This is a genomic window from Halosimplex aquaticum (genome assembly GCF_028747785.1).
Taxonomy (GTDB): Archaea; Halobacteriota; Halobacteria; order Halobacteriales; family Haloarculaceae; genus Halosimplex; species Halosimplex aquaticum.
On sequence record NZ_CP118158.1, the window covers coordinates 3,255,165 to 3,280,305 of the forward strand.

The 25,141-nt window shown below is 69.0% G+C and carries 22 protein-coding genes; 13 read left to right on the top strand and 9 right to left on the bottom strand.

Annotation, left to right across the window (positions count from 1 at the left end; translation table 11 throughout):
- Window positions 1-60 precede the first annotated feature (60 nt).
- The gene (locus tag PSC72_RS16340; protein WP_274322488.1) at window positions 61-2,037 is read left to right on the top strand and encodes an aconitate hydratase; all 1,977 of its coding nucleotides are present in this window, start codon (window positions 61-63) and stop codon (window positions 2,035-2,037) included.
- A 315-nt stretch (window positions 2,038-2,352) separates the two neighbouring features.
- Window positions 2,353-2,871, top strand: coding sequence for a ribosomal protein S18-alanine N-acetyltransferase (rimI, locus tag PSC72_RS16345; protein WP_274322489.1), 519 nt, complete (start codon window positions 2,353-2,355; stop codon window positions 2,869-2,871).
- A gap of 19 nt (window positions 2,872-2,890) precedes the next feature.
- Here rimI and PSC72_RS16350 read toward each other — a convergent pair whose 3' ends face one another.
- The 4 genes from PSC72_RS16350 to ileS form a co-directional block, all read right to left on the bottom strand.
- The gene (locus PSC72_RS16350; protein WP_274322490.1) at window positions 2,891-4,381 is read right to left on the bottom strand and encodes a phytoene desaturase family protein; all 1,491 of its coding nucleotides are present in this window, start codon (window positions 4,379-4,381) and stop codon (window positions 2,891-2,893) included.
- 49 nt (window positions 4,382-4,430) lie between these two features.
- Complete coding sequence (locus PSC72_RS16355) at window positions 4,431-4,706, bottom strand: hypothetical protein (RefSeq protein ID WP_274322491.1); 276 nt, start codon at window positions 4,704-4,706, stop codon at window positions 4,431-4,433.
- 479 nt (window positions 4,707-5,185) lie between these two features.
- Window positions 5,186-6,430, bottom strand: a complete 1,245-nt coding sequence (locus PSC72_RS16360; RefSeq protein ID WP_274322492.1) for an MFS transporter — start codon at window positions 6,428-6,430, stop codon at window positions 5,186-5,188.
- A gap of 178 nt (window positions 6,431-6,608) precedes the next feature.
- Entirely contained in the window at window positions 6,609-9,938 is a 3,330-nt protein-coding gene (gene ileS / locus PSC72_RS16365; protein ID WP_274322493.1) for an isoleucine--tRNA ligase, read from the bottom strand.
- Between the two features lie 175 nt (window positions 9,939-10,113).
- Between ileS and PSC72_RS16370 the strand changes: the two genes are divergently transcribed.
- The gene (locus PSC72_RS16370) at window positions 10,114-11,529 is read left to right on the top strand and encodes an alpha-L-fucosidase (protein WP_274322494.1); all 1,416 of its coding nucleotides are present in this window, start codon (window positions 10,114-10,116) and stop codon (window positions 11,527-11,529) included.
- Between the two features lie 67 nt (window positions 11,530-11,596).
- Here the strand turns inward: PSC72_RS16370 and PSC72_RS16375 are convergent, their stop codons facing one another.
- Window positions 11,597-12,079, bottom strand: coding sequence for an 8-oxo-dGTP diphosphatase (locus PSC72_RS16375; RefSeq protein ID WP_274322495.1), 483 nt, complete (start codon window positions 12,077-12,079; stop codon window positions 11,597-11,599).
- A gap of 335 nt (window positions 12,080-12,414) precedes the next feature.
- Between PSC72_RS16375 and PSC72_RS16380 the strand changes: the two genes are divergently transcribed.
- Window positions 12,415-13,542: an ORC1-type DNA replication protein gene (locus PSC72_RS16380; protein ID WP_274322496.1), complete on the top strand. Its 1,128-nt coding sequence runs from the start codon at window positions 12,415-12,417 to the stop codon at window positions 13,540-13,542.
- A gap of 29 nt (window positions 13,543-13,571) precedes the next feature.
- On the opposite strand, the gene PSC72_RS16385 is transcribed toward PSC72_RS16380, so the two are convergent.
- From PSC72_RS16385 to PSC72_RS16395, 3 genes are all read right to left on the bottom strand, one after another.
- Entirely contained in the window at window positions 13,572-13,973 is a 402-nt protein-coding gene (locus tag PSC72_RS16385; RefSeq protein ID WP_274322497.1) for a universal stress protein, read from the bottom strand.
- A 21-nt stretch (window positions 13,974-13,994) separates the two neighbouring features.
- Window positions 13,995-14,945, bottom strand: coding sequence for a hypothetical protein (locus PSC72_RS16390; RefSeq protein ID WP_274322498.1), 951 nt, complete (start codon window positions 14,943-14,945; stop codon window positions 13,995-13,997).
- Between the two features lie 160 nt (window positions 14,946-15,105).
- Complete coding sequence (locus tag PSC72_RS16395) at window positions 15,106-15,801, bottom strand: glycerophosphodiester phosphodiesterase (RefSeq protein ID WP_274322499.1); 696 nt, start codon at window positions 15,799-15,801, stop codon at window positions 15,106-15,108.
- 135 nt (window positions 15,802-15,936) lie between these two features.
- On the opposite strand from PSC72_RS16395, the gene PSC72_RS16400 reads away from it, so the two are divergent.
- From PSC72_RS16400 to PSC72_RS16430, 7 genes are all read left to right on the top strand, one after another.
- The gene (locus PSC72_RS16400; protein ID WP_274322500.1) at window positions 15,937-17,550 is read left to right on the top strand and encodes an extracellular solute-binding protein; all 1,614 of its coding nucleotides are present in this window, start codon (window positions 15,937-15,939) and stop codon (window positions 17,548-17,550) included.
- Window position 17,551: 1 nt separating this feature from the next.
- Window positions 17,552-18,532, top strand: coding sequence for a carbohydrate ABC transporter permease (locus tag PSC72_RS16405; RefSeq protein ID WP_274322501.1), 981 nt, complete (start codon window positions 17,552-17,554; stop codon window positions 18,530-18,532).
- On the top strand, window positions 18,532-19,488 hold the full coding sequence (locus PSC72_RS16410) for a carbohydrate ABC transporter permease (RefSeq protein ID WP_274322502.1): 957 nt from the start codon (window positions 18,532-18,534) through the stop codon (window positions 19,486-19,488). The genes PSC72_RS16405 and PSC72_RS16410 overlap by 1 nt, the downstream gene beginning before the upstream one ends.
- Window positions 19,489-19,490: 2 nt before the next feature.
- The gene (locus PSC72_RS16415) at window positions 19,491-20,693 is read left to right on the top strand and encodes an ABC transporter ATP-binding protein (protein ID WP_274322503.1); all 1,203 of its coding nucleotides are present in this window, start codon (window positions 19,491-19,493) and stop codon (window positions 20,691-20,693) included.
- A 2-nt stretch (window positions 20,694-20,695) separates the two neighbouring features.
- Entirely contained in the window at window positions 20,696-20,899 is a 204-nt protein-coding gene (locus tag PSC72_RS16420) for a hypothetical protein (protein ID WP_274322504.1), read from the top strand.
- Between the two features lie 108 nt (window positions 20,900-21,007).
- Window positions 21,008-21,250, top strand: coding sequence for a hypothetical protein (locus PSC72_RS16425; RefSeq protein ID WP_274322505.1), 243 nt, complete (start codon window positions 21,008-21,010; stop codon window positions 21,248-21,250).
- A 66-nt stretch (window positions 21,251-21,316) separates the two neighbouring features.
- Window positions 21,317-21,472: a hypothetical protein gene (locus PSC72_RS16430; RefSeq protein ID WP_274322506.1), complete on the top strand. Its 156-nt coding sequence runs from the start codon at window positions 21,317-21,319 to the stop codon at window positions 21,470-21,472.
- 25 nt (window positions 21,473-21,497) lie between these two features.
- Here the strand turns inward: PSC72_RS16430 and PSC72_RS16435 are convergent, their stop codons facing one another.
- Window positions 21,498-22,067 carry a rhomboid family intramembrane serine protease gene (locus PSC72_RS16435; protein ID WP_274322507.1) on the bottom strand — a complete coding sequence of 190 codons (570 nt, stop codon included), beginning with the start codon at window positions 22,065-22,067 and terminating at the stop codon, window positions 21,498-21,500.
- Window positions 22,068-22,155: 88 nt separating this feature from the next.
- On the opposite strand from PSC72_RS16435, the gene PSC72_RS16440 reads away from it, so the two are divergent.
- Both PSC72_RS16440 and PSC72_RS16445 read left to right on the top strand, forming a co-directional pair.
- The gene (locus PSC72_RS16440; RefSeq protein WP_274322508.1) at window positions 22,156-22,653 is read left to right on the top strand and encodes a GIY-YIG nuclease family protein; all 498 of its coding nucleotides are present in this window, start codon (window positions 22,156-22,158) and stop codon (window positions 22,651-22,653) included.
- Between the two features lie 40 nt (window positions 22,654-22,693).
- Window positions 22,694-25,117 carry a hybrid sensor histidine kinase/response regulator gene (locus PSC72_RS16445; protein ID WP_274322509.1) on the top strand — a complete coding sequence of 808 codons (2,424 nt, stop codon included), beginning with the start codon at window positions 22,694-22,696 and terminating at the stop codon, window positions 25,115-25,117.
- The last annotated feature ends 24 nt before the right edge of the window (window positions 25,118-25,141 follow it).

Genomic DNA, 25,141 nt, shown 5'->3' on the forward strand with positions numbered 1-25,141 from the left:
TGACAACACTCGCGGTAACTCGCGGGTTTTATATCCGCGCGTGTGCCATTGTCGGACGTTATGGGACAGACACTCACGGAAAAGATTCTCGACGAGCACCTCGTCGAGGGCGAACTCGAACCCGGCGAGGAGATCGGGATCGAGATCGACCAGGTCCTCACGCAGGACACCACGGGAACGCTCGTGTGGCTGCAGTTCGACGCGCTCGATCTGGACAACGTCCAGACCGAAATCGCCGCGCAGTACTGCGACCACCAGACCTATCAGTTCGACTTCAAGAACACGGACGACCACCGCTTCCTCCGTTCGGCGGCGGGCAAGTTCGGCGCGCACTTCTCGCGCCCGGGCAACGGCATCTGCCACAACGTCCACAAGGAGAACTTCGCCGCGCCGGGCAAGACGATGCTCGGGTCGGACTCCCACACCCCGACCCCCGGCGGCATGGGCGAACTCGCCATCGGCGCCGGCGGCCTCGACGTCGCCGTCGCGATGGGCGGGGGCGCCTACTACATCGACATGCCCGAGGTCGTCAACGTCCGCCTCGAAGGTGAGCTCCCCGAGTGGGCCACCGCGAAGGACGTAATCCTCGAGCTGCTCCGTCGCCTCTCGGTGAAGGGCGGCGTCGGCAAGATCTTCGAGTACACCGGCCCCGGCGTCGAGACGCTCTCGGTGCCCGAGCGGACGACCATCACCAACATGGGGACGGAGCTCGGCGCGACCTCGTCGATCTTCCCGACCGACGAGCGCACCGAGGACTACCTCGAAGCCGTCGGCCGGCCCGAGGACTACGAGAAGGTCGAGCCCGACGAGGACGCCGAGTACAGCGACCAGATCACGGTCGACCTCTCGGAGCTCGAACCGCTCATCGCCGAGCCGTCGATGCCCGACAAGGTCGTGCCCGTCAGCGAGGTCGCCGGCACCGACGTCGACCAGGTCATCATCGGCTCCTGTACGAACGGCGGCTACGAGGACATGCTCCCGGCCGCGAAGATGCTCGAAGGCCGCGAAGTCGCCAAGACGACGGACATGATCATCCAGCCCGGCTCGAAGCAGGCCAGCGAGATGCTCGCCCGCGAGGGCTGGACGGCGGAGCTGATGGCGGCCGGCGTCAACTTCTCCGAGGCCACCTGCGGCGCGTGCATCGGGAACGGCCACGTGCCCGCCTCCGATTCGGTCTCGGTGCGCACCTTCAACCGCAACTTCGAGGGCCGCTCCGGCATCGAGGACGACTCCGTCTACCTCTGCTCGCCGGAAGTCGCCACGGCGGCCGCCCTCAAGGGCGAGATCGTCGACCCGCGCGACCTGGCCGACGAGCTGGGCGACCTCGAGGACCCCGGCTTCGAACTCGCCGACAACTACGTCGGCGTCAGCGGTTCGGACCTCATCACGCCCGACGAGGCCGTCGACGACGAGCTCATCAAGGGCCCGAACATCGGCGACGTGCCGCTGAAGGACCCGCTCCCGGCCGACCTGCAGGGCGAGATCCTGCTGAAGATGCCGGACAACATCACGACCGACCACATCAGCCCGGCCAACGCCGACGTGCTGATGTACCGGTCGAACATCCCGAAGCTCTCGGAGTTCACGCTCACCCGCGTCGACGAGACGTTCCCCGAGCGCGCGCTCGAGAACGACGGCGGCATCCTGCTCGCCGGCGAGAACTACGGCCAGGGCTCCTCCCGCGAGCACGCCGCACTCTGTCCGATGTACCTCGGCATCGACGCCGTCCTCGCACAGAGCTTCGCCCGCATCCACAAGGCGAACCTCTTCAACTTCGGCATCGTCCCGCTGACGATCGACGAGGACACCTACGAGGACATCGAGCAGGGCGACGACGTCGAGATCGTCGACGACGTCGCCGAGGCGGTCCGCTCCGGCAAGGAAGAGTTCACCATCCGCGTCAACGACGACTGGGAGGCCTCGGCGTACCTCGACGCCTCCGAGCGCGAGCGCGAGATCCTCGCCGACGGCGGGAAGCTCACCCACGTCAAACAGCAGTACGAGTCCGAGGGCTCCGGCGCGCCCGCCGACGACTGATCGGTCCGCTACCTTCCCGTTTTTTCGACGTGCCGTCGCTCCGGGAGCCGCGGCGCTCGTCGGTCGGACGGCGACGCCGCCGGCTACCGAACGAGTCGAGGACTGTCCGATTCCGCTCGGAAAGAGAGTGGGGTGGGGAGGGTGGAGTGGCACCCATCTGGGGTGCGTCCGGAGGTGTGACCGTCGCCGTTAAGAATTTTGTGGAGCGCGCCAGCGTCTCCCGGTCGCGCCGGCCGCGGCCGCCGATTGGCCGCCGTAGCGGGCGATCCGGCCGCGGCAGTAGACATTTGTACGCCGGTCACCTACGCGGCGACAGTGACGACGGTCGCACCAGACGAGGCGTCGGGACCGGACGTACGGATCCGCGAGGCCGAGCGCGCCGACCTGCTCGCCGTCTTCCACATCGAACAGGAAGCGTTCCCCCAGCCGTGGCCGTTCTCGGCGTTCGAGCGGTTCCTCGACGAACCGGGTTTTCTGGTCGCGCAGGTCCGCGACGCCGAGGACTCCAGAGAGACCGCGACGGTCGGCGACGACGGCCGCGTCGTCGGCTACGTCGTCGCGGACGTGGTGCCGAACCACGGCGAGGACCTCGGCCACGTCAAGGACATCGCGGTCGCCGAGGAGCGCCGCAGCGAGGGGATCGGCCGACGCCTCCTCCAGCGCGCGCTGACCGCGCTCGCCGCCCAGAACGCCGCCTCGGTGAAACTCGAAGTCAGGGAGTCCAACGACGGGGCGATGGACCTGTACCGTCGGTTCGGCTTCGAGCACCACGGCACCCTCCCGGGCTACTACGCCAACGGCGAGGACGCCCTCGTGATGGTCCGCGAGTTCTGAGCGGCGACGGCTCGATCGCTCAGCGTCGGCGGCCGTCGCGGACGTGTCCCGCTGCGATCCGGCTCCCCTCGAGACAGGCGACGGTCCCGAGCCCCGGCCAGGTGGTGTCGCCCGCGAGATAGAACCCGTCGACGCCGACGTCCTGCGGGACGGCGTTCTGGTTCGTGTTGCCCAGTGTCTGCCGGTAGCCACCGATCGCGCCTCGCGGCCGGTCCGTGAACGCCTGGTAGGTGACCGGCGTCCCGACCTCGTAGACGACCGGGTCGGTCCCGAGGTCCGGATACACCGTTCGAGCACCGGTGAGCAGGCGCTCACCGATCGCCCGCTTCTTCCGTTCGTACTCCTCGGGACCGAGCCCTTGCCACTCTGCCACGTCGCAGTGCGTCGAGAGCATGACTGCCCGGTGGCCCGCCGGTGCGCACACCGTGTCCCCCGGCGCCGAGACGGAGACGAACATGTTGGTTCCGTCGCCGAGCGGTTCGTCGTACGACCGGAGGACCTGGTGGTGGGTCAACTCGCGGTCGGCGACTTCCTCCTCGGGGACCCCGAGGAACACGACGACCGCGCCGCCCTCGTGCTCGCGTACCATCGCCGTCCAGTCGACGAGTCTGTCGCCGACGACGTCGGGCGCGAGTCGCTCCGTGAGCGTGACCGGGACCGCGCTGACGACCTGGTCGGTCCGGTAGTCGCCGCGGTCGGTCTCGATTTGGAACCCCCCGTTCCGCCGCCGGATCTCGGTGACCGCGTGCTCCGTCTTCACCGTCCCGCCCATCTCGTCGTAGTGATCCGCGAACGCCGTCCAGAACCCGTACATCCCGCCCCGCGGGCGTCCGAGCCCGGCCCGATGGATCGTCATCCCGAGGACGCCGTTGAGCAGCGGCGCGGACTCGACGCTCGCGTGGACGGTGTCTTCGAGGAGGATGCCGATGGCCGACCGCAACGGCCCGTCGTCGGCGAGTCCGTAGTGAGCGAGCGCATCGCCCATCGTCCAGTTGCGATAGCGCAGGAGCCCGAGGTCGGCCAGCCCGACCGCCCGGAGGTTTCGCAGGAGGTCGCCGACGTTCTGGACCGGGAGTTTCACGTCGGCCCTGGTGAGCGCCCAGAGCCGTTCGGAGAGGTCGTCGAGGAACTGGTAGAACCGACGATGGGCCTCGTCGTCACCGAACGTCGCACGCCGCTCGCGACGCCACCGTTCCTGGTCGCGATAGAGCGTGACGGTCCGGTCGGGCAAGTGGAGCGCGTAGGCGTCCTGCACGTCGATCGGCGGCGGGTCGAATCCAATCTGGTCGAGGAACTGCCCGCCGACGCCGCCCGGGCCGAAGTCGACGAGCGTCGTCGCGCCGACGTCGAACGCGAACCCGTCCTGCCGGTAATACCCGGCACAGCCGCCGATCTGGTCGTGTTGTTCGAAGATCACCGTCGAGAATCCGTCGGCCTGCAGCCGCGCGGCGGCACTCGCGCCGGCCACGCCACCGCCCACGACCCCGACGTCGTACCGTTCGACACCCATCTGTCATATCACTGCACCCATACGACTTAAATCGTCGTGTCGGGGGCCCCTATTCGTCCCTGAGCGCCTCGGCGATCGCCTGCAGGTCCGCCTTTCTGAAGCTATCGCCGCTGTCCTCGCCCTCACCGTCGAGGCCGTCGACGGCCGCGCGGATCGCCGTCCGCATCGCTGGTTTTGACGGCTGGGCGTCCGTGTCGATATCGGCGTCGACGGCGTCGCAGATCGCCGCGAGCGCCTCCTTGGTGAACGAACTCGACACCTCGCGCTCGAAGCGGCCGACCGAGACGCGGATCTCGTTGCGCAGCGCGTGGACTGTCGGTGACATGGTGTGGTCGTCGTCGGGGTTCGTGGTGTACGTTGTGGTCGGCGAGTGAGAGGCGGCGAATCCGAATGTATCCGTCCCGGTAGAGAGCGAACAGCGAGCGACCTGATCGTAGCGGAACTCGTGACCGCAAACAGGGTGAAAGCCCCCGCTCGCTCCGGTCTCGCGACTCGCTGCGCGCTTCGGTCGCTCCGCTCCCGACAGTGCTTACTTCGTCGTGCTTCCCGGAGCGAGCGGCCCCCTTTCATTCCCACCCGCATAGACTGTTGGGAAGCCGATACGGGTGGGAATGAAAGGGGCGACCTGTTCGACGAAGCCCGGCGACGTAAGCACGCAAACGAAGTGAGCGCGCGCAGCGAGCCGCGCGAGTCGAACAGGTCGGGGCTTTCACGCTGTTCTCGGCACCAGTCGAGTCCGCGGTCGCGGTCCAGTCGGCGGTCGTGGTAGCGGTGTCGCCACCGGCACAACCACCGGAACTCACGTCACCACGCGGCGAGCGCGTCGCGGCCGTGGTTGTACGAGAGGATGCCGAGGAAGGCGAAGACGCCGGTGAAGGCGAAGGCGCCCCCGAGGAAGAACACCCAGTCGATGCCGACGTTGCTGGTGAGCCACCCGCCGGCCAGCGGCGCGAGGACCGACCCGGGCCGCCAGACGAGGTCGCGCACGCCGAAACTGGAGGCGACGCCCTTGCCCTTCCCCTCGTCGGCGAACAGCGCCATGCTCGCGGGCTCGCGGATCGAGTCGGCGACGCCGAGCAGGCCGTTGAGCACCACGAGCGGCAGGAACGCCGCGGAGAGCGTCCCGAGGAACGGGAAGGTGGTCGGGAGCGCGAGCGCCCCGCCGATGGCCGGGGTGAACGGGACGACCACGGCGACGGTGCCGTAGAACAGGCCGCCGATGAAGACGAACCGGGCGCGGCCGAACTTGTCCGAGAGTCCGCCCGTGTAGGGCTGGCAGAGCATGTTCGTGAACTTCTCGGCGGCGATGACGACCGAGATGGCGGTCGCTGCCTCGAAGCCGAGACCGCCGTCGGCGGCGGAGAGACCGGCGTAGATGGGCACCCACGTCCGGACGAGCGTCACCGCGACGGCGTACTGCGCGCGGAAACTCGTCATCGTGAGGATCCGCTTGTTGAACGCGAGATCGGTGAAGGGGAAGCCGTGGATCCGGGTGTCGTCGGGCTCGACCCAGATCCAGACGACGACGAACGCCGAGGCGGCCATGACCATCAGCAGCGCGAAGACCGCATCGAACCCGAACAGGTCGTAAAGGATCCCGGCGGAGAAGGTCCCGCCGATGGCCGCCGCGAACCGCCAGGCGTTCGAGGTGCCGATGGTGTTCGCCCGCTCGGACTCGCGGGCGAGGTCGCCGACGAGCGCCAGTCCGATGAGCCCGGCCGCTGTGGCGGCGATGCCCTGGACCGCCCGGACAGCGATGAACTGCCAGCTCGTCTCGACGAAGGCGAAGCCCAGATAGACGAACACGGACATCCCGAGACCGCCGAGCAGGATCGTCCGCTTGTCGTAGCGGTCTGCCGCCCACGAAATCGGGATGATTCCGACCGCCTGGGCGAAGGTGAGCCCGGTCGCGAACAGCCCGAGGATAAAGCCCTCCGCACCGAGCACTTTGATGAACTCCGAGAGCAGCGTCAGCAGCGTGATGAGTCCGAACGAACTCGCGAATCGGGTGAAGTAGAGCGCCCGTAGTTGCTTTCCCGTATCAGTCACTGATCGGGCGGTTGCGATACGCGTAAAAATGGATTTCGATAGTCGAAGAATCCCCTTCCGCGAGCGACAGGTCTCGCCGCGGTCGGCGTCACTCAGCCAGACGCCTCTGTGTCGAGGCCGAGTTGAGCGCGCACGGCGCGAGGCCCGACCGCGAGGTGACCCCGCGACTGCGCTGCGGTCAGTCCGACGCTTCGGCGGTCGCGAGCGGTTCTATCGCGATCTCGACTTCGATGTCCTCGACGTCCCAGGTCTTGCGGTGGCCGTCCGACACCGCGCCGACCTCGGTCGCGCGCACCTCGTCGGCGATGAGGTCCTCGTGTTCCGAAACGAGGTCGGCCACGCGGTCGTCGCGCACCTCGTACTCCAGGCGGATCGACTCTTCCATGTCGAGTTCGAGTTCCTTGCGCATCTCCTGGACGCGGCGGACGACCTCGCGGGCGTAGCCCTCGCTCTCGATGTCCTCGGTCAGGGTGGTGTCGACGTAGACGACGCCCTCGCTGTCGAGCGCCCGGAACTCGGCGCCGGCGACGCCGTCGGGCGTGTGGCGGACGAACTCGACCATCTCTTCGTCGAGGTCGACCGACTCGCCGAGCGCGTCGGCGACCGCCGATTCGAGCGCCTCGACGGTCGGCTCGCTGACCCGGGCGTCGTTGAGTGCGCCCATGACGCGGCCGGCGTCGTCGCCGAACTCCGGACCGAGGAGGCTCATGTCGGCCTCGGCGGAGTAGGCGAGTTCGCCCCACTCGCCGTCGGGACCGACGACCTCGACTGCGCGGGCATTGAGCCGGTCGGCGAGGATGTCCGCGCGGCGTTCGACCGTGTCGGCGACTGCGGCGGCGTCGGCTTCCCCCGCGTCGTCCACGTCGACGACGACGCGCTGGACCGGCCAGCGGAGCTTGCGCTCGGCCTGCTGGCGGGCGTTCGATCCCGCCTCCTCGACGGCGCGGACGACCTCGATGTCCTGTTCGAGGTCCGTATCGAGCCACTGTTCGTCGGGCTCGGGCCAGTCGGCCATGTGGACCGTCGGGTGGCCGGCGTCGCCGGTCAGGGAGCCGTAGACCTCCTCGGCGACGAACGGGGTGAACGGCGCGAACAGCGTCGCGACCGCTTCGAGGACGGTGTAGAGCGTCGCGTAGGCCGCGCGCTTGCTCGGGGAGTCCGATTCGTCCCACATGCGCTCGCGGACGACCTGCACGTAGAAGCGGGAGACGTCCTCGACGACGAAGTCGATGAGCGCGTTCACCGCGCGGTCGTTCTCGAAGTCCTCCATCGCGTCGGTCATCTCCGCCTCGACGCTCTGGAGCCGGGAGAGCACCCACTCGTCGACGAGTTCGAGGTCGTCCTCGACGTCGGCCAGCGAGACCGCGTCGGGGTCGAAGTCGTCGGCTCGCATGTACGGCAGCGGGAAGCGCGCGACGTTCCAGAGGATGTTGAGCCGACGCTGCATCTCCTGGGTCTCGTCCCACGAGAAGTTCATGTCCTCGCCCTGGGCGGTCACCGACAGCAGGAACAGGCGCATCGGGTCGACGCCGTACTCGTCGATGACCTCGTGGGGGTCCACGAAGATGCCCTTGGACTTGGACATGCCGCGGCCGTCGGGCATGTTGGCGTAGCCGTGCATCAGGACCTGCTTGTAGGGGATCTCGCCGGTCGCGGCGGTGGACATGCCGAGCTGGGACCAGAACCACCCGCGGGTCTGGTCGTGGGCCTCCATGATGAGGTCGGCGGGCCACAGGTTGTCGAAGCGGCTCTGGTCTTCGGGGTAGTTCAGCGTGCCCCACGTCGCGACCGAGGAGTCCAGCCACACGTCGAAGACGTCCGGGACGCGCTCGTAGGTCGTCCCGTCCTCGGTGATGGTCAGGTCGTCGACGGTGTCCTTGTGCAGGTCGACGCTGTCGGGGTCGACGTCCTGGTCGACGCGCTCGGCGAGTTCCTCGCGGTCGCCGATCACGATGGCGTCGGCCATCTCGCCCGACCAGTCGTCGGGGATCCAGATCGGGATCGGGATGCCCCAGTAGCGCTGGCGGGAGACGTTCCAGTCGGGCGCGTCCTCGACGAAGTCGCGGAAGCGGTTGTCGCGCGCCCACTGCGGGTACCACTCCGAGTCCTCGATGTTGTCGAGGAGCTCGTCTTTGATGTCGGTGACCGTGATGAACCACTGGTCGGTGACGATCTGGATGATGCCCGTGTCGCAGCGCCAGCAGTGGCCGTAGCTGTGGGTGGTCGTCTCCTCCGCGAGGAGCGCGCCGTTGGCGTCGAGATCGTCCATGATCTCGCGGTCGGCGTCCTTGACGTACTCGCCGGCGTACTCGCCCGCGCTCTCGTCGTAGACGCCGTCGGCGCCGACCGGACAGAAGATGTCCAGTCCGAGTTCGGTGCCGCGCTCGAAGTCCTCCTCACCGTGGCCCGGCGCGGAGTGGACCAATCCTGTGCCGTCGCCCTCGGTGTCGACGTACTCGCCGGTGTAGACCTGGAGCGCGCCCTCGCCGCTGGGCGCGTCGGGGACTTCCTCGCGCAGCGGGTGCTCGTAGGTCCACCCCACGAGGTCCTCGCCGGTCAGTTCCTCGACGACCTCGTAGTCGTCGTAGCGGCCGGCCGAGAGGACGCTGTCGACCTTCGCCGCGGCGACGTACAGGCGCTCGGTCTCGCCGTCCCTCTCGGCGTCGACGCCGACGTACTCGCCCTCGCCGTCGACGGCGACGAAGGTGTTGGCGGGGATGGTCCACGGCGTCGTCGTCCAGATGACGAGGCTCCCCTCGCGGTCGCCGCTCGCGGGTCCGTCGTCCCCGCTCGCGCTGTCCGAGGCCTCTCCGTGGTCGGCCTCGCGCAGGTCGAACTTGACGTAGATCGAGGGGTCCTCGACGTCCTCGTACTCGACCTCGTTGTTGGCGATGGCCGTCTCGCAGCGCGGACACTGGGAGATAGAGCGCTGGCCCTGCTCGACGAGGCCGCGCTGGTGGGCCTTCTCGAAGCCCCACCACGCCGCTTCCATGTACTCGGGCGTGACGGTCTTGTACGGGTCGTCCCAGTCCATCCAGACGCCGAAGGACTTGAAGTCCTCCTGCAGGCCCTCCAGCTGCTCGTTCGCGTAGGCCTTGCACTCGTCGATGAAGTTCTGCTCGCCGAACTCCTCGATGTCCTTCTTGTTCTCGAAGTCCAGGCGCTCCTCGACGCGGGTCTCGATGGGCAGGCCGTGCATGTCGTAGCCCGGCCGGTCGGTCACGTCGTACCCGCACATTCGGAGATAGCGGATGTAGCAGTCCTTCAGCGTCTTGTTCCAGGTCGTCCCCATGTGGGCCGCGCCCGAGGTGTAGGGCGGGCCGTCGACGAAGAAGAAGTCCTCGCCGTCGGATCGGTGCTCGACCGTCTGCTCGTAGGCGTCGACGGCGTCCCAGTAGTCGAAGACGCGGTCCTCGACCGCGTCGGGGTCGTACTGGTCGGGGACGTCCGCGAACCGCTCGGTGCGGGCCGCGGGTTCCCCGTCTCCGTCGGCGTCGTCCGTGCTCATACCTCCACGGACCCGCCCGACGCTCTTGGAAACTTCGATTACGTGGTCGCAAGATTCGCCCGGCCACTCTGATCTCTCGGCCGACGGCCGCATCGGTTCGGGTCCTTCCTCGGATTGCGGGCGGCTGTGTGGATCTATGGCAAGCTATTTGCGATCGAGTGACGGGGCTACACGCATGCCGGACTACGAACCGACGTGGGAGTCGCTGGACGCCCACGAGGTCCCCGAGTGGTTCCGCGACGCGAAACTCGGCATCTTCGTCCACTGGGGGCTCTACTCGGTCCCCGCGTGGGCGCCGCCGGACGCGGACATCGGCGGCGAGGACGCCTCCCCGTACGCCGAGTGGTACCCCTACTACATGTACGAGGACGGGTCGCCGACCCGGGAGTACCACCGCGAGACGTACGGCGAAGACCTGGAGTACCTCGACTTCGCCGACGACTTCACCGCCGAGAACTGGGACCCCGACCGCTGGGCGGACTTCTTCGCCGACGTGGGCGCGGGCTACGTCGTCCTGACCGCCGAGCACCACGACGGCTACCCGCTGTGGGACTCCCATTACGCCCGTCACACCGCCGCGACCAGCGGGCCGGAGCGCGACCTCGTCGGCGACCTCTGCGAGGCGGTCCGGGCGCGCGACCTCCGGTTCGCGGCGTCGTACCACGCCAACTTCAACTACTACCAGCCCGGTTTCGAGGGGCGGTTCGGCCACCCCGACTTCGCGGCGGGCCACCCGTTCGACGACGACGCCGGTCCCGGTCCGGAGTACGTCGACTTCATGAACGCCAAACACCGGGAGCTGATCCGGAAGTACCGACCGGACCTGCTGTGGTTCGACGTCCCCAAGGCCGACAGCGACCACCTCGAAGCGAAGGAACTCGTCGCCGACTACTACAACGCCGCCGACGAGTGGGGCAAGGAGGTGGCGGTCAACGACCGGGCGTCGACGGACTCGATCGGGGGCCCCCTGGCCGAGGACGAGAGCGACGACGCGATCCACGGCGACTTCGAGACGCCGGAGTACTACACGTACGACGAGATCCGAGACGACCCCTGGGAGGCGACCCGCGGCATCGGTCACTCCTTCGGGTACAATCAGATCGAGGGCGAGGACGATCATCTGGCTCCGGTCGAACTCGTCCACTCGTTCATCGACGTCGTCTCGAAGAACGGCAACCTCCTCCTCAACGTCGGTCCCAGGGCCGACGGCGCGATCCCCGAGATCCAGCGCGAGCGGCTGGCGGCGCTGGGCGACTGGCTCTCGGTCAACGGCCCGGCTATCTTCGGGACCCGACCGTGGGCCGTCTCGGAGGACAGCGACGGCGACGTCCAGGTCCGGTACACGTGGCGCGACGGCGACCTGTTCGCCGTCGCCCTCGACTGGCCCGGCGACTCCCTCGAACTCTCGGTCCCGTCCCACGTCTCGCTCGCCGACGCGCCCGACGCGGCGCTGCTGACCGCCGACGGTGACGAGGAGGTGTCCGCGACGCTCCGCGACGACGCGCTGGTCGTCTCGCTCCCGGAACGGCCCGACCACGACCACGCCTACGCGGTCCGGCTCTCGGACGTCGCCAACCCCCGGCAGGAGTGAGACTCCTCGCGGCTCGCTATCGACTGCTGTCGCCGCTGGTCGGTCGCACGCTCGATCTGGATGCCGACTACTCGAACTCCACGCCGATGTCCATCTCGTAGCGCACCAGTGACTCGCCGTCGTCGCTCAGCACGAACTCCCCGCGGAAGGTCTCGCCGGTGACGAGGTGGGGGAGCCACACGCGGTCGTCGATCCACATCTCGCCGTAGGGTAACTCGCTCACGGGGTGTAACTCGGGCACGGCCTCCTCGGTCGCCTCGGGTTCGCCGTCGACGCCGTCGGCCGCGAACACGTGGACGTACATCGAGTCGTCGTCGACGGTGCCGTCGCGGAAGTGGAAGTCGAACTCGCCGCGTTTCTCCAGGCCGACCGGGTCCACCCGCAGTTCCTCGCGGACTTCCCGACGGGCGGCCTCGCGCGGCGTCTCGCCGGACTCGACCTTCCCGCCGGGACCCACCAGTTTTCCGGCCCCGAGACCGCGCTGTTTCCGGATGAGGAGCATCTCGTCGTCGACGACGGGGTGACAGAGCGTCGCTTCGGTCGCCTGCATGTCAGTGATCGACGGACTGTCACCCCGCGGTGACTTCAGTCCACCGGGCGGGGCGCGCGCCGGCCAACCCGACGCGGATATCCCGTCTACGGTGAACACGCCGCTCGCCACGAGGGCTCCGATCGCCCGCCGCGACCGAACCGATCCGCCCCGTTTCACTTCCGCTCCGGGGGGACGGCGAGGCTCGGCTTCCCGCTCCGCTGGCGACGGTTCCGCGGGACGCGAGTCAGATTTCACGTCACGAGTCCCTGAAACGGACCGGAAACTACCGGTCGCGTTCCACTTTCGCCGCGACTGGCAAACGGTTAAGTGGTGCGCGGAGCGTGGTGAAAGTAATGACGGAGGACCCCGAGGAGGGGATGCTGTCGTGGGACGAATCGGTGTTCCGCGACGAACACGTCTTCGAGATCGACTACCTGCCGGAGACGTTTCTCCACCGCGACACGCAGATGGAGACGCTGAAGTACGCGCTGCGCCCCGCCGTCCGGGGGTCGCGGCCGCTGAACGTCGTCGCGCGCGGGCCGCCGGGGACCGGCAAGACCACCGCCGTCCAGAAGATGTTCGGCGAGCTACGGGCCCAGACCGACGTGAAGACGGTGCGCGTGAACTGCCAGGTCAACTCGACGCGGTACTCGGTGTTCTCGCGGCTCTTCGAGGGCGTGTTCGACTACGAGCCGCCGTCGTCGGGCATCTCGTTCAAGAAGCTGTTCTCGCAGATAACCGACCAGCTGGTGGCCGACGACCGCGTCCTGGCCGTGGCGCTCGACGACGTGAACTACCTCTTCTACGAGGACGAGGCCTCCGACACGCTGTACTCGCTGCTGCGCGCCCACGAGGAGCAGGGCGGCGCGAAGATCGGCGTCCTCTGCATCTCCTCGGACCTGGATCTCGACGTCATCGACGAACTGGACACGCGAGTCCAGAGCGTCTTCCGGCCCGAGGACGTCTACTTCCCGAAGTACGACCAGCCGGAGATCGTCGACATCCTGCAGGAGCGCGTCGATCGGGGGTTCCACGACGGCGTGATGACCGCGCCGGTCCTCGACCTGGTCGCCGAGTACACCGAGGAGCAGGGCGGGGACCTGCGGGTCGGCATCGACCTGTTGCGCCGCGCGGGCCTGAACGCGGAGATGCGCGCCAGCCGCGAGGTCGAGCGGCAGGACGTCGAGGAGGCCTACGACAAGTCGAAGTACGTCCACCTCTCGCGGCGCCTGCAGGAGCTCTCCGAGTCCGAGAGCGCGCTGCTGGAGGTGATCGCCGAGCACGACGGCAAGCGCGCCGGCGACATCTACGACGTGTTCAACGACGAGACCGGACTGGGGTACACCCGCTACTCCGAGGTGACGAACAAGCTCGACCAGCTCGGGATCATCGACGCCAGCTACGCCGACGTGGAGGGCCGCGGCCGCTCGCGCGAGCTGACGCTCAACTACGACGCCGACGCCGTCCTCGAACGGCTGTAGCGGGCCGTGACGGTCACGAGCGCGCGATTCTACAACGCCGGCAGCGGCACGACGACCACCGGAACGTCGACGCTCCCCAGCAGCGCGCGGACAGTCGAGCCGGGAACGTCGCCGTCCGCGGAACCGGTCGACTCGCTCTCCTCGGGGTCGCCCCGTCGGGACCCCATCACGACCACGTCCGCGTCGCGCTCGGCGAGAACGGCGCGGATCTCCTCGGCGGGTTCGCCCTCGCGTTCGAGCACGTCGACGGTCGCGGGGAGCAGACGCGTCCGGGCGACGTTGGCGGCGTCGCCGGCGTCGCGCGCGTCGAGATCCGGTTCCGCGACGGTCACGACGACCACCTCGTCGTCGGCGGTGAGGCGGTCGCCGAGGTGGTCGGCGGCCGCGGCGGTCGTGTGGACCGACGCGGTCGCGAGCAGATAACGGGTCATGCGAGCCCGATCGCCGCCGACTCACTCGAAGGCGGCGAACTGTGTCCGGCAGTCCCGGCAGACGAGCGCCCGGAGCGGGTGCCCCTCGGCGTCGGTGCGCGGCGGGCCGCAACAGCCGCCGGCTTTCCCCTCGCTCAGGGGGGTCTCGCAGACCGGACAGTCGTCGAGGAACACCGCGAGGCCGTGGGCGGCGACCGCGCGCCGGCCGGGGTCGAGGTCCGTCGCCTCGGCCAGCGCCCGCGCGGCGGCGGTCTCGGCGACCGCGACCGGCCGCCGGAGCCAGACCTCGCCCGCCGGTTCGCCGGAGCCGTCCGAGAGGACGACGTAGGCGCGGTCGCGCTCGGTCACCGCGTCCGCGTCGTTCGCGGCGGGCGCCGCCGCCAGCGTCGCGGCGGCGAGGTCCGCGGGCGACCGCTCGCGGAGGTCCCGGATCGCCGACTGCCAGCGCTCCTCGAAGGACGCCGCGAGTCGCACCTCGTCGCCGCTCGCGTCGGCGACGCCGGCCGCGACGAGGTCGGACAGGACCGCCTCCCCGTCGGCGACCGTCGCGTCGGCCAGCGTGGCCGGGGTTCGGTCTGAGTCTGCGTCGGCCGCGTCGGTGTCGGCCGCGTCTGCGTCGGTATCGTCGTCGGACTGTCGACCGCTCTCGGAGTCCGCCCGGCCGCCGCCCGACGGAGGATCGGCCGGCGCGGCTCGCGGCCCGGGCGGGTGGCCTGCGCCGGCGGGGAAGGGGGTCCACGGCAGTCGGGCGACCAACCGGGGCGCGAACTGTGGCGTGTACGGCACCAGGTAGCCGCGCAGCCAGATCGCGGCCGCCCCGGCGAAAGCGAGGACAGCGCTCGCCGGCGGCGAGACGACCGCAAGGGCGAGACAGCCGATGGCGAGCAGCGCGAGGTTGACCGCCGTACAGGGCCAGCACCGGTCCGCGCCGGTGTGGGCCGGTCGGCGGATCGTCGACTGAGAGGGTCGCATCGCCGACAGTTCGGCGGGCGCTCGTTTTAGCGTGTCGTCGGTTTCCTCGAATAGGCCGGCGTTACTGCCTCTAGGCGCCCGTTACGGTTGTCTCGGTGACAGTTCCGGACAGCCGTCGCTGTGACGTGTAATTTACACTTCTGGGTTACGGCCCCGGGAGTCACGGCTCGGGCAGGTCCCAGGTGTCCGTCGTCACGCCGTCGACGCCCCGTTCGGCGAGCGCGCGGACGGTCGCGGCCCGGTCCGACGGGTCGCCGGCCGCGTCGAGCAGTCCCCAGGCGTAGACCCCGAATCCGGCGTCGTGGGCCCGCTCGACGACGTCCGTATCGAGGCACTGGCGCGCGTGCGGGTGGACGTTCGCGCAGTCCAGCACCGCCGCCAGGTCGAGGTTCGCGTCGGGATACTCGCCGAACAGCAGGCCCGTCTCCGGATCCCAGTCAGACCGGGCGATCTCGGCCAGCGCCGGCGCCGAGAAGCTGGTGACCCGCAGGGGCGGGGGGTCGTCACGCTCCGCGAGTTCGCGCCGCACGTCGGCCCAGAGTCCGGGTTCCTTGAGTTCGACGTGGAGCGTCGTCTCGGCGGGCGCGGCGTCGAGGATCTCCCCGAAGGTGGCGACCCGCTCGTCCGATCCGTCGACGCGCAACTCCCGGAGCGCCGCCAGGTCGAGGGCCGCGACGCGGCCGCTCCCGTCGGTGAACTCGTCGACGCGCTCGTCGTGAGTGGCGACGAGTTCGCCCGAGGCGCACCGGCGCAGATCGATCTCGACGGCCGGGAGGCGGCGAGCGGCCGCCGCGACCGCCGACGGGGTGTTCTCGGGGCCGTGATCAGCGCAGCCGCGGTGACCGACGAGGTCCATGCCCTATGTCGAGCCGCCGTCATCAAAGCGGCGTCGACGGTTTCGAACGCGTGACAGCCGGTAACCCGGTGTTACTCCCGGAGTGTCAGCGGATGCCGGACTATACCTTAGTCTGCAAGGCGGATCATCTGAAACATGTCGAACGAATCCGCGTCGTCGAACGGAGCGGAGAGCACGTCGTCGCGCTCGCGCCGACGGTTCGTGAAAGCGGTCGGCGTCGCCGGGGCGGTCGGGCTGGCCGGCTGTCCGAGCGGCGGCGACGGCGGTGACGGGACGGCGGGCGACGGGAACGGTGGTGGCACAGGCGACGGCGGTGGAGGCGGGACGCCCGGCGGTGGCGGCGGTGACGGTGGCGGCGGAGCGACCGTCGAGATGGCGATGCCCTCGAACGTCACCGACAGGGCCGAGGAGACCCGCGAGGCGCTGCACGACGCCGGGCTCTCGCAGGACATCACCGTCGAGTTCCTCTCGACCTCCGAGATCTCGGGCGACGTCCAGTCGCAGTACCGTAGCTGGCTCAACGCCGGCCGCGCGACGCCCGACATCTTCCGGATGGACAGCGGGTGGACGATCCCCTTCATCGTGCGCGACCAGCTCGTCGACCTGACCGATCACCTCTCCGACGACGCGCTCTCGATGATCAACGAGTACTACTTCGAGGCGCCGCTGGAGAGCGCCCGCGCGCCGGCCAACGCCGTGGGCACGCAAGCGCAGACTGACACCGGAACCGGTCGAGGCGGCGGTCCGCGGGGCGAGCTTTACGGCGTCCCCTGGCAGGTCGGCTTCCCGACGATCCAGTACCGGAAGGACCTGGTGACCGAAGCCGGCTTCGACCCGGACGGGAACAACTGGGCGACCGAGCCGATGACCTGGCAGCGCTTCTCGGAGGTCATCTCCCAGACCCACCAGAACGCCGACGTGGAGTACGGCTTCAACTGGCAGGGAACCGACTACGTCGGCCTCTCCTGCTGTACGTTCAACGAGTTCATGAGCACGTGGGGCGGCGCGTACTTCGGCGGCCGGGACAACCTCTTCGGGCCCGTCGGCGAGCGGCCCATCACCGTCGACGGGGAGCAGGTCATCCAGGCGCTCCGGATGGTCCGGACGCTGATCCACGGCTCCGGCGACCAGTACGCGCTGGACGGCTACCAGCAGATCTCGCCCAACGCCGTCCTGGAGTGGACCGAGGGGCCGTCGCTCCAGCCGTTCACGAACGGCAACGCCGTCGCCCTGCGCTACTGGCCGAGCGGCATCTTCGAGGCGGCGACGGCCTTCGAGGAGTCGGACAACCTCTCGCCGGACGCGCTGGGCGTGATGCCGATCCCCTACGCGGTGACCGAAGAGGAGTCCCAGTACGAGAACATCGGCGGCACCGCCTCGGCGCTGGGCGGGTGGCACCTCACCGTCAACCCCAACTCCGACAACGTCGACGCGGCGGTTCAGGTGATCGAGGCGACGATGCAGAAGAGCTTCCGGTCGTTCCAGTTCAGCGAACTCGGCTACCTGACCGGCGACCGGCGGCTGTTCGACCCCGCGAACGTCGGCGACGTCGAGCCCTGGGGCCCCCACCTGGAGACGCTCCGGATCGCCGGCGAGAACGCCATCCCCCGGCCCGTGACGGTCGTCTGGCCCGACCAGTCGTCGCAGATCGCCAGCCGCGTCAACGGCGTGATCGCCCAGCAACAGCCCCCCAGCGAGGCGATGTCCCAGCTCGCACAGAGCCTCGAGGAGATCGAGCAGAGCGTCTAAGATGGCGACCAGCGACGAGCACTCCCGGAGCCGCCTGCGGTCGGCAGCCGTCGCCCCGGCCAACTGGACCGAGCGCCTCTCCGAACAGCAGTTCGCGTACGTCCTCCTGCTCCCCACCCTGCTGCTCGTCTCGACGATGGCGGTCTGGCCGCTGGTGAACACGTTCCAGATGTCGCTGCACGCGGACGCGCTGTTCAGCGGGGAGTACGTCGGCGAGTTCGTGGGTCTGGAGAACTACGTCGAGTTGCTCACCGGCCAGCGAAACGCCGTCCTCGGGAGCCCCTTCGTCGACCTCAGCCAGCCGTTCCAGAGTGCGCTGACGGTGACGCTCATCTACGTGGCCATCGCCGTCACGCTCGAGACGATCCTCGGCTTCGGTCAGGCGCTCGTCCTCGACCAGAGCTTCCGCGGCCGGCGCTGGGTCCGCGTGGCGATCCTCATCCCGTGGGCGGTGCCCATCGCCATCCAGGGGCTGATCTTCTGGCTGTTCTTCCAGCCGGGCGTCGGGTTCGGGACGACGATCATGCGCGACTGGCTCGGCATCTTCTCGCAGAACCCGCTGATCAACAGCGTCGACACGATGATCATCGTCATCGTCGCCGACGTCTGGAAGACCTCGGCGTTCATGGCGCTGCTCATCCTCGCGGGCCTCCAGAGCGTCGACCGCAGCCTCTACGACGTGGCGAAGGTCGCCGGCGCCTCGCGGGTCCAGCAGTTCCGCTACATCACCTTCCCGCTCGTCCTGCCGGCGCTGCTCGTGGCGCTGCTGTTCCGGACGATCCAGTCGATGCGCGTCTACGGCATCATCGAGACGACCGGCGGGTGCTCGACGATGCCGTCGCTGACGTGCATGGTCGTCGACACCTTCCGCTCGGGCCGCTACGCCACGGCCGCCGCCGTCGCGTTCATCACCGCCGGCATCGTCGCCGCCGTGGCGATGATCTACATCGTCAAGTTCGCCGACCTGGAGGTGGGGACCTGATGGCCTCCGCGACCGCGGACGAGGACGGCGGCGACGGCGACGACGGCGGTCCGCTCCAGCGCCGGACCCGGGAGGCCATCCGCAACCCCGGCGGCGCCTACCAGTTCCTCTTCTACGTCGTCACGCTCTTTTTCCTCGTGACGACGCTGTTCCCCTTCTACTGGCTGCTCGTGCTCGCGCTGACGCCGCAGGGGGAGTTCAGTAACCTCGGCCTGTTGCCCAACGGGTTCAACCCCTACTCGTTCGTCGAGATGTTCGAGCGGCTGCCGTTCCACGTCTACATGTTCAACAGCATCGTCATCGCGCTGACGACGACGGCCATCGTCCTGCTCGTCGCGACGCTGGCCGGCTACGCGTTCGGCCGCCTGGACTTCCGCGGCAAGACGCCGATGCTCCTCCTCTTGCTCGCCATCTCCTACTTCCCGCCCGCCGCGTTCATCATCCCGCTGTTCCAGTTCTTCACGGGCAACGTCGAGATCCTGACGCTACCGGTGTTCGGGACCATCTACAGCCCGGACTGGTTCAACACCCCCGGCGCGATGGTGACGCCGTTCAGCGCGCTCTTTCTCCCCCTCTCTATCTTCATCCTCACGACCTTCTACAGCCAGATCCCGGACGGCCTCGAGGACGCCGCCCGCGTCGAGGGGGCGACGCGACTGGGCGCGCTCTTCCGGGTGATCGTCCCGCTGTCGGCGCCCGGCGTCGCGACGGCCGGCGTGCTGACGTTCATCGGCGTCTACAACGAGTTCTTCATCTCCTTTTTGATGACCGACGGGCAGGCGGAGAACTGGGCGCCCATCGTCTGGGGCGTCGTCAACTACCAGGGCCAGTACCAGGCCTTCTACAACCTGATGGCGGCGGCGAGCATCGTCGGGGTCCTCCCCGTCGTGATCCTCGTCGTCATCGCCCAGGAGCGCATCGTCAGCGGACTGACCGCGGGAGCACTCAAGGAGTAACAATGGGAGACGTCATCTTAGACCACGTCACGAAACGGTACGCGGACGTCACGGCAGTGGACGACATGAACCTCGACATCGCCGACGGCGAGTTCGTCACGCTCGTCGGCCCGTCGGGCTGTGGCAAGTCGACCACGCTCGAAACGATCGCCGGCCTCACCATCCCCAGCGAGGGACGGATCACCATCGCCGGCGACGACGTGACGACGAAGCCGCCGAAAGACCGGGACATCGCGATGGTGTTCCAGAACATCGCGCTGTTCCCGCACATGGATGTCCACGACAACATGAGCTTCGGGCTCCGCCTCCGGGACTACCCGAAAGACGAGATCGACCGCCGGGTGGCCCGCGCCGCCGAGATCCTCCAGATCGAGGAACTGGTCGACCGGATGCCCGACGAGCTCTCGGGCGGCCAGCGCCAGCGGGTCGCCATCGGCCGCGCCATCGTCCGCGAACCCGCCGTGTTCCTCATGGACGAGCCCCTCGCGAACCTCGACGCCAAGCTCCGCGTCCACATGCGCACGGAGCTCCAGCGCCTCCACAAGGAACTGGAGACCACCATCATCTACGTCACCCACGACCAGGCCGAGGCGATGACCATGAGCGACCGCATCGCCGTCATGAACGAGGGGCACCTCCAGCAGATCGCCCCGCCGCTCGTGTGTTACGACGAGCCCGCCAACCTGTTCGTCGCCGGGTTCATCGGCTCGCCGAGCATGAACTTCATCGAGGGGACCGTCCGCGGCGGCGAGATCCAGACCGAGGGGTTCGACGTCGACTTCGACCCCGCGCAGGTCGCCGAACTCGCCGAGGGCGACGCCGTGACCGTCGGCGTCCGCCCCGAGGACGTCTACCCCGCGAGCAAGGCGGGCGAACTCGTCAACCCGACCCGCCGCATCCGCGCCCGGACGGACGTCCTCGAACCGATGGGCGACGAGATATTCGTCTACCTCGTCCTCCAGGGCGAGGACGCCGCCGGCGGCGATACCGGCACCGCCGGCGCCGCCAGCGCCCACGGGGCCGACGAACTCCTGATGAGCGTCGAGCCCGACAGCGATCTGGCCGCCGACGAGGACCTGGAGGTCGTCCTCGACAGGGGGAAGATCCACGTCTTCGACACGGCGACCGGCGACGCGCTCTGCCACGACATCGTCCGCTCGGAGGCGATGGGCGGCGGGCACCCCGGCGCCCGGGAGGAGAGCTGACCGTGGTCTCGACCGGCCTCCTGCTGTACTTCGGGATGGGGACCCTGCTCTTTTTCTTCTGGGTCTACGGCATCTACGCGTTCGTCCGCGACTGCCGACAGACCTACGTCCCGGGATTCAAGGCCTGGCTCGCCCGCCGCCGCGAGCAGCGGGCGGAGAACGAGCGAGAGCAGGACCGCGACGAGAAGGAGAAGCAGCTGTACTGAGCGCGTCCGTTCGCGCGCCGGCGCTCTCTCCAGGCCCGACCGGTCCGACAGAACGGACGAGTCGTTCGCATCGGAAAACATATATCTCGCCTGAGAGTTCAACCGGTCGTGCTCTCGAACGCCGTCCAGTCGTTCAGGTACGCGTTCCGGCGGGAGTTGCTCGCGCTCTACGCCGCTGTCGTCGTCGGACAGTGGATTATGGACCTCTCGAACGTGGTGCTCGCTGTGGTGCCCTTCCTACCGCGGTTCGTCCGCAGGGTGCTCTCGTGGCCGATATTCCTCCTCGGGCTCGCGCTGGTCGTCGGCGGCGTCGTCGGCGTCCTCCATCGCGTCGTATCCGATGCCGGGTAACGCCGGCGGAACCGTGTGGAGCGGGACAGCGAAGGTCTTTCGGCGCGGTTGCCGAACGGGACACGAATGAACGTTCGGACGGACTCGTATCCGCTGTGGTTGCTCGTCTTTCTGGTGCCGGCCGTCGTCGTCGGTGTGGCGAACGATTCGATCGTCGCGGCGTCGCTGACTGCCGTCGTCCTGGCCGCGCTCGCGTATCTCTACTTCAATTATCCGTTCTGACTGACGGAACCCGGCCGCGGAACGGTCACCGCGACGGCCGCAACAGGTGCGCGCGGCCGGCGAGCAGGCCGATCAACAGGCCCGTGAAGTGGGCGACCAGCGCGACGCCGCGGCCGCCGGTCACCACGGTGATCGCGCCCGCCACGACCACGAATATCACCAGCTGCGCGCGCGGGCTGAGCGGCGTGCGGTCCAGGACGGTGTCGCTCATGCGGTTGCCGGCGAGCAGGTAGCCGACCAGGCCGGCGATGCCGCCGCTGGCGCCGAGGACGGCCACGCCGGGCCCGACGAGGTCGCTGACCCACACCTGGGTCAGGCCGGCCAGTGCGCCGGTGGCGAGGAAGAAGGCGTGAAAGCGCAGCCGGGAGGTCTGCTGTTCGAGATAGAGGCCGACGACCAGCAGGACGACGACGTTCGCGACGAGGTGGCCGACGCCGACGTGGGCGTAGACGCTGGTGACGATCGTCCAGGGCTGGCGGCCGACCGGCGCCGAGAGGGCGAAGGCGAGCGGTATCTGGAGGAACGCGACCGCTCGCTGGACGAGGAAGACGACGACGATCACGCCAACCAGCGTCAGCGTCGGACTTCGCGACACGAACGGAGGTTCGGCCACCGGCTACAAGAAAGGTCGGGGCGCCCGGAGGCGGAACGCACTTGCCGCCGGTCCCCGAACCGCGGAGTCGATGACGGAACCGACCGCGGAGGGGACGTACACGCTCGTCCTCGAACTGGCCGCGTCGGCGACTATCGAGGTCGGCGCCCTCGGCGCCCGCGAGTTCGCGCCCGGGTGGTACGCCTACTCCGGGAGCGCGTTCGGTCCGGGCGGGTTCGCGCGGGTCGAGCGCCACCGGGAGCTGTGCGCCGGCGAGCGCGACGCTCGCCACTGGCACGTCGACTACCTGCTCGACCACCCCGACGTGCGCGTCGAGGCGGTCGGCCGCACGCCGGACGAGGACGTCGAATGCGAGGTCAGCCGGCTACTCGCGGGCGAGGAGAGCGACGACCGGGGCGGCGCGGACGAGCGCGAACGGGTTCCGGGTTTCGGCGCGTCGGACTGCGACTGCGGGTCGCACCTGGTGTACGAGGCCGGCGGCGAGTCGCTCCGGCGGGCGGTCGAGCGAGTACACCGCACGTATCGTAAATCTATGTGTAGTCGGGTCGAAATAAACTCACAGGCTTAAGGTCCCCCTCACGAAAGAGGGTGTAGACCGGCCACGAGACATGAGCGGCACATCGACGGCGATACGGGTCCTCCACGTCGACGACGACCGGGACCTGGGTGGACTCGTCGCGGCGGCGCTCGAACGCGAAGACGACCGCTTCGACGTGCTGACGGCGACGGATCCCGACGATGCACTGACCCTCCTCGACGAGGAGCGAGTCGACTGCGTCGTCTCAGACTACGACATGCCCGGACAGACGGGCATCGAGTTCCTCGAGACCGTCCGCGAGCGCGACCCCGACCTCCCGTTCGTCCTCTACACCGGGAAGGGCAGTGAGGAGGTCGCGAGCGAGGCCATCTCGGCGGGCGTGACGGACTACCTCCAGAAGGGGACGGGGACCGACCAGTACGCGCTGCTGGCCAACCGGATCGAAAACGCCGTCTCCGCCGCGCGGTCGCGGAGCGCGCTCGAAGAGCGCAACCGGAGCCTCGAGACGCTGATCAGCAACCTCCCCGGCGTCGTCTACCGCTGTCGGAACGACCCCGGGTGGCCGATGGAGTTCGTCGCGGGCGAGTGCGAGCGGCTCACCGGCTACACCGCGGCCGAACTGGAGCGCGGCGCGGTCGTCTGGGGCGAGGACGTGCTCCATCCCGATGACCGCGGACGACTCTGGGAGACGGTGCAGTCGGCGGTCGACGCGGGCGACCCATTCGAGGTGAGCTACCGGATCCGGACGGCCGACGGCGAGGTCCGCTGGATGTGGGAGCGGGGCCGCGCCGTCGGCGACGACGCCGAGCGGATCGAGGGGTTCATCACGGACGTGACCGAGCGCCGGGAGCGCGCCCAGACGCTCGAACGCTACCGGTCGATGGTCGACGCCATGCCCGACGCGGCGTGTATCTACGACGCGGACGGCCGATTCGTGATCGCGAACGACTACCTCGCGGACTTCTTCGGCGCGTCGCCCGAGGCGCTCGAAGGCGAGCAGAGCGCGCTCGTCGCGGAGATCCGCGCCGATGCCGAGGCGGGCGAGGACCCGTATCGGGAACTCGTCGAGGGCGACCGCGAGGAACTCCAGGGGATAGTCGAGGCGGTGTTCCCCGAGCACGGCGAGGCTGTCCTCGACTATCGCCTCGCGCGACTGGAGATCGACGGCGAGTTCGACGGCGTCGTCGGCGTCGCCCGCGTCGTGACCGAACGTAAGCGCCGCGAGGGCGCCCTGAGCGCGCTCACGGACGCGACCCGGCAGTTCATGGACGCTCCCGACCGCGAGACCGTCGCGGAGCACGCCGTCGAGACGGCGGCCGCGGTGCTGGACGAGGAGGTCAGCGGCCTCTGGTTCGTCGACGAGGACGGGTCCGCGCTCCGCCCGGTCGCCGCGACCGACGCGGCCCTCGACCTGATCGGCGACCTGCCGACCTACACCGGCGGCGAGAGCCTGACGTGGGACGCGTTCCGGAGCGGCGCGGTCACCGTCTGCGAGGACCTCCAGACCGAACCGGACCGCTACAACGCCGAGACGCCCCTGGAGAGCGAGATCATCCTCCCCCTGGGCGAGTACGGCGTCATGGCCGTCGGCGCGACCGAACTGGCGAGCTTCGACGAGGTCGACGTCTCGCTGGCTCGCATCCTGGCGAACACGGTCGAGGCCGCGCTCGACCGCGCGGCCCGAGAACAGGAGTCCCGCGAGCATCGCCGGGAACTCGAACGCCAGAACGAACGGCTGGACGAGTTCGCGGGCATCGTCAGCCACGACCTGCGCAACCCGCTCCAGATCGCGTCCGCCCGCGCCGAGTTACTCGCCGAGGAGGTCGACAGCGAACACCTGCGTTCGATCCGGCGCGCTCACGACCGCATGGAAGCGCTCATCGACGACCTCCTCACGCTCGGCCGCGAGGGCGAGACCGTCCTCGACATCGAACCCGTCGCCCTCGGCCCGGTCGCACGGACCTGCTGGGAGACCGTCGGCGCGTCCCCGGCCACGCTCGTCGTCGAGACCGACGACAGCGTCCGCGCCGACCGACGACGACTCCAGCAGCTCCTCGAGAACCTGATCGGAAACGCGGTCGAGCACGGCTCCACGACTGCCGATTCGCGCGCTCGTCGGGGTGCCGACTCGCAGGTACCCGAGAACGCGAACGGGACCGACCCCGACGACTCCGGGGAGGCACGATCCGGATCAGCGCCGAGACGGGTGGACGGACCGGTCCGGGGCGACGCGGCGCGTTCGGGGGTGACGGTCAGGGTCGGGACGCTCGACGACGGGTCGGGCTTTTTCGTCGCCGACGACGGTCCCGGGATTCCCGAGGGGCGTCGTGAGGAGGTGTTCGAGAGCGGCTACTCGACGGACGCGGAGGGGACGGGCTTCGGGCTCTCGATCGTCGAACAGATCGCGCAAGCCCACGGCTGGTCGGTCGCTGTCACAGAGAGTGAGTCCGGCGGCGCCCGCTTCGAGATCACCGACGTCGACGTCGCCGACTGACCGTCGCCTCCCTCGCCCGACTCG

Coding starts and splice junctions, on each gene's coding strand:
- PSC72_RS16340 (WP_274322488.1), top strand. CDS start 61: ATGGGACAGACACTCACGGAAAAGATTCTCGACGAGCACCTCGTCGAG.
- PSC72_RS16350 (WP_274322490.1), bottom strand. CDS start 4,381: ATGGGTGTCGAACGGTACGACGTCGGGGTCGTGGGCGGTGGCGTGGCC.
- PSC72_RS16355 (WP_274322491.1), bottom strand. CDS start 4,706: ATGTCACCGACAGTCCACGCGCTGCGCAACGAGATCCGCGTCTCGGTC.
- ileS (WP_274322493.1), bottom strand. CDS start 9,938: ATGAGCACGGACGACGCCGACGGAGACGGGGAACCCGCGGCCCGCACC.
- PSC72_RS16370 (WP_274322494.1), top strand. CDS start 10,114: ATGCCGGACTACGAACCGACGTGGGAGTCGCTGGACGCCCACGAGGTC.
- PSC72_RS16375 (WP_274322495.1), bottom strand. CDS start 12,079: ATGCAGGCGACCGAAGCGACGCTCTGTCACCCCGTCGTCGACGACGAG.
- PSC72_RS16380 (WP_274322496.1), top strand. CDS start 12,415: ATGACGGAGGACCCCGAGGAGGGGATGCTGTCGTGGGACGAATCGGTG.
- PSC72_RS16385 (WP_274322497.1), bottom strand. CDS start 13,973: ATGACCCGTTATCTGCTCGCGACCGCGTCGGTCCACACGACCGCCGCG.
- PSC72_RS16390 (WP_274322498.1), bottom strand. CDS start 14,945: ATGCGACCCTCTCAGTCGACGATCCGCCGACCGGCCCACACCGGCGCG.
- PSC72_RS16395 (WP_274322499.1), bottom strand. CDS start 15,801: ATGGACCTCGTCGGTCACCGCGGCTGCGCTGATCACGGCCCCGAGAAC.
- PSC72_RS16400 (WP_274322500.1), top strand. CDS start 15,937: ATGTCGAACGAATCCGCGTCGTCGAACGGAGCGGAGAGCACGTCGTCG.
- PSC72_RS16405 (WP_274322501.1), top strand. CDS start 17,552: ATGGCGACCAGCGACGAGCACTCCCGGAGCCGCCTGCGGTCGGCAGCC.
- PSC72_RS16410 (WP_274322502.1), top strand. CDS start 18,532: ATGGCCTCCGCGACCGCGGACGAGGACGGCGGCGACGGCGACGACGGC.
- PSC72_RS16415 (WP_274322503.1), top strand. CDS start 19,491: ATGGGAGACGTCATCTTAGACCACGTCACGAAACGGTACGCGGACGTC.
- PSC72_RS16430 (WP_274322506.1), top strand. CDS start 21,317: ATGAACGTTCGGACGGACTCGTATCCGCTGTGGTTGCTCGTCTTTCTG.
- PSC72_RS16440 (WP_274322508.1), top strand. CDS start 22,156: ATGACGGAACCGACCGCGGAGGGGACGTACACGCTCGTCCTCGAACTG.
- PSC72_RS16445 (WP_274322509.1), top strand. CDS start 22,694: ATGAGCGGCACATCGACGGCGATACGGGTCCTCCACGTCGACGACGAC.